The sequence below is a fragment of the Brevundimonas sp. Root1423 genome, assembly GCF_001426805.1.
In genome coordinates this window covers 1-3,431 of the sequence record NZ_LMFL01000080.1, presented here as the reverse complement: position 1 = coordinate 3,431, position 3,431 = coordinate 1, and the positions used below count along the sequence as shown (strand labels likewise).

At 68.1% G+C, this 3,431-nt stretch carries 3 protein-coding genes and 2 pseudogenes; all 5 read right to left on the bottom strand.

The genetic code is table 11. The features are described 5' to 3' along the window. Positions 1-78 (bottom strand): annotated as a pseudogene (locus ASD25_RS30005) (30S ribosomal protein S13); the annotation flags it as partial. Between the two features lie 140 nt (positions 79-218). Further along, positions 219-935: a hypothetical protein gene (locus ASD25_RS28300; protein ID WP_055832175.1), complete on the bottom strand. Its 717-nt coding sequence runs from the start codon at positions 933-935 to the stop codon at positions 219-221. 57 nt (positions 936-992) lie between these two features. Next, positions 993-1,565: an adenylate kinase gene (locus ASD25_RS28295; RefSeq protein WP_055832173.1), complete on the bottom strand. Its 573-nt coding sequence runs from the start codon at positions 1,563-1,565 to the stop codon at positions 993-995. 22 nt (positions 1,566-1,587) lie between these two features. Beyond that, a complete protein-coding gene (secY, locus tag ASD25_RS28290; RefSeq protein ID WP_055832171.1) occupies positions 1,588-2,976 on the bottom strand; it encodes a preprotein translocase subunit SecY in 1,389 nt (462 codons plus the stop codon). Positions 2,977-3,080: 104 nt separating this feature from the next. Further along, a pseudogene (locus tag ASD25_RS28285) lies at positions 3,081-3,380 on the bottom strand (uL15 family ribosomal protein); the annotation flags it as partial. Between the last annotated feature and the right edge of the window lie 51 nt (positions 3,381-3,431).

Here is a 3,431-nt window from a genome sequence, read left to right as displayed (position 1 = left end):
GCCGATGCCATGGATGTACTGCAGCGCGATCTCTACGCGCTTGTTGGTCGGGATGTTGACACCAGCGATACGGGCCACGAAGCTCTCCAGATACGCGTTGACGGACGCAACAAACGCTCCGGTCAACAGACCAGGAGCGCCGACGTCCTTCGCGGAAGCGCGCCTTATACAGGGGATTCCCGTCGCGTCAACGCCTGACGCGGTTTCGGAAGGGCCCGTCAGCGCCCGAACTGGACGAAGACGGTGACGCGCTGGCCCTCGACGGGCCGCCCCGAGGCGCTCATCGGCGGCCGGAAGCGGAAATAGGCCTCCGCCACCGTCACGGCGGCGGCGCCGTAGTTCAGCCCCGGCGGCGTCTCGTTGACCACGCGGCAGTCGTCCAGCCGTTCGTCCAGGCGGATGACGCAATTGACCGACCCCCGCCCCGGGCGGCGGCCGCGGGGTACGACGCTGAAGATTTCGGCCTGGGACGCGCCGCGGACGAACCGGGGGCCGATGCCGCCCGATCCCGATCCTTCGCCGTCCCCGTCGCCGGTTCCCGTGCCATTGCCCGTGCCGCCCTGCCCCATTCCGGGCGTCGGGCTGGCGACCGGGGCCGCGCCGACCACCAGCGTGGGTTCGGGCGCCGGTCGCGGCGGCGCGGGCAGTTCACGCGGCTTGTCTGCCGGCTTGGGCGTGACGTGGACGCGGGACGGCGCGGCCGGCTTGCCGCCGCCCGGATCGGGCGTGGGCTGCAGCGGCGGCGGCGGCGGAGGGGGCGGCGGCGTCGGGCGGAACAGCACCACGTTTATGGGCGGCGCCGGCGGCAGCATCGGAATATCGGCCTGGGTGCGCGCGATCACTGCGAACACCAGCAGGTGCGCCGCCGAAACGCCCACGACGACGCCGGCCGTGCGCAGGCGCTTTTTCGTCAGATATGGAGGTTGGATCCGCACGCTCTCGTCCTATCACTCGGACATGAACGCGTGACGCGACAAAAGGTCAGGCGTTGTTCAGCTAGCGGCGCCGTCCAGCGCCGCGTCGATGGCCCTGGCCACCTCGGCGATCGCGCCCATGCCGTCGATCTCGGTCAGCAGGCCCTTGTCGGCATAGTAGGGCAGCAGCGGCGCGGTGTTGCGGTTGTAGGCGTCCAGCCGGACCTTGAAGCTCTCGGGATTGTCGTCGGGACGCCCCTGATCGGCGAAGCGGACCGCGACCCGCTCCAGCAGGGCCGCGTCGTCGACCTTGAGCCGGACGACCCGGTCGATCTGCTTGCCCAGCTTGGCCAGCATGGCGTCCAGCGCCTGGGCCTGGGCCACGGTGCGGGGGAAGCCGTCGAAGATGGCTCCGCCGGCGTCCTCGGCCTCCTTCAGCCGGGCCTCGATCAGGGCGATGACGATGGCGTCGGACACCAGGTCGCCGCGCGACATGATGGCCTTGCACTCGAGACCCAGCTCGGAGCCCGAGGCGATGGCTTCACGCAGCATGTCGCCGGTCGACAGCTGGACCATGCCGCGGGACTCGACCAGCCGCTTGGCCTGCGTTCCCTTGCCCGCCGCGGGCGGTCCGAACAGGATCAGGTTCATCGCCGCCCCTCCCCCGAAGGTTCTAGCGCCGGGCCGGGGCGGTGACGCCCTTGCCCGCAATCTTGCCGCGTCCGCGCAGCTTGGCCTTCTTGATCAGGCCTTCGTACTGGTGMGCCAGCAGCTGCGACTGGATCTGCGCCACCGTGTCCATGGTCACCGAGACCACGATCAGGATGGAGGTGCCGCCGAAGGCCAGGCCCGAGCCGAAGTTGGCGATGACCATTTCCGGCAGCAGRCAGACSGCGGTGATGTAGGCGGCGCCGATSACGGTCAGGCGGGTCAGGACATAGTCCAGATATTCCGCCGTGCGCTTGCCCGGRCGGATGCCCGGCAGGAAGCCGCCGTATTTGCGCAGGTTCTCGGCCGTGTCCTCGGGRTTGAAGGTGATCGAGGTGTAGAAGAAGCAGAAGAAGACGATCAGCGCGCCGTACAGCAGCATGAAGACCGGCTGGCCGTGCTGCATCTGGGCGGTGACCAGCGGCAGCCAGCCCATCCACGACGGCAGGTTCGCATTGGCGGTCATCTGCGCCACCGTGGTCGGCAGCATCAGCAGCGACGAGGCGAAGATCGGCGGRATGACGCCGGCKGTGTTGACCTTCAGCGGCAGGAACGAGCGCTCGCCCCCGGCCATSCGGTTGCCTTCCTGGCGCTTGGGATACTGGATCAGCAACCGGCGCTGGGCCCGCTCCATGAAGACGATGAAGACCACGACGCCGATCATCATGGCGGCGATGAACAGCAGGGTGAAGGCGGACATCTGGCCCTGCTGGGCCAGGCCGAACAGACGGGCGATCGTGCCCGGCAGAACGGCGACGATGCCGGCGAAGATGATCAGCGAGATGCCGTTGCCGACGCCGCGCGCGGTGACCTGCTCACCCAGCCACATCAGGAACATGGTCCCGCCGGTCAGGGTGGTGATGGTCGAGACGATGAAGAACAGGCCGGGGCTGTCGATCAGGCCGGGCTGGGCGTTCAGGCCGATGGCGATGCCGGTCGACTGGAACAGGGCCAGGACCACGGTCAGATAGCGGGTGTACTGGTTCAGCTGCTTGCGGCCGCTCTCGCCGCCTTCCTTCCGCAGCTTCTCCCACGGCGGATACACAGCGCCCATCAGCTGGACGATGATCGAGGCCGAGATGTAGGGCATGACGTTCAGGGCGAACACGGCCATGCGCTCGACGGCGCCGCCGGAGAACATGTTGAACATGTCCAGGATGCCGCGCTGGCCATCCGGGTTCTGGAAGAACTGCAGGAAGGCTTCGGAGTTGATGCCCGGGATCGGCACATAGGTGCCGATGCGGTAGACCAGCAGGGCCAGGATCGTGAACAGCAGACGCTTGTGAAGCTCGGTCGCTTTCGCGAACGAGCCCATGTTCATGTTTGCTGCGAGTTGTTCGGCGGCCGAAGCCATGTGTCGTCACCCCGACTGATCAGAAGGCGGCGCATCGGACAGGAATCCGGCGCCAGCGTCCAGATAGGCGAAGGGCGCCCTCTTAGCGAGAGCGCCCCTCAAGCTTATTTTGCAGTGCGAGCCGCGGTGCGGGTCGTACGGGCCGAGATCTTGTTGGCGTCGCCGCGCGGCGCCTTGGCGGCCGGAGCCTTGCCCTTGGCGGCGTTGCGCTTCTCGACGCGCGCGGCGGCCTTGGCTTCAGCRGCGATRCGCTCCTGRACGACGGTSCCGCCGGCGGCYTCGATSGCCTTGACGGCGCCGGCCGAGGCCGACCAGACGACCAGGTTCAGCTTGGACTTGATCTCGCCGGTGCCCAGGATKCGGACGCCGTCCTTGACGCGACGGATCACGCCGGCGGCGACCAGGTTCTCCAGGCCTTCGGAGCAAGCCAGCTTCCGTCATCGTCCCAAGCGGTC

Excerpts from the sequence above, each read along its gene's own strand:
- ASD25_RS28295 (WP_055832173.1), bottom strand. The coding sequence starts at position 1,565 with ATGAACCTGATCCTGTTCGGACCGCCCGCGGCGGGCAAGGGAACGCAG.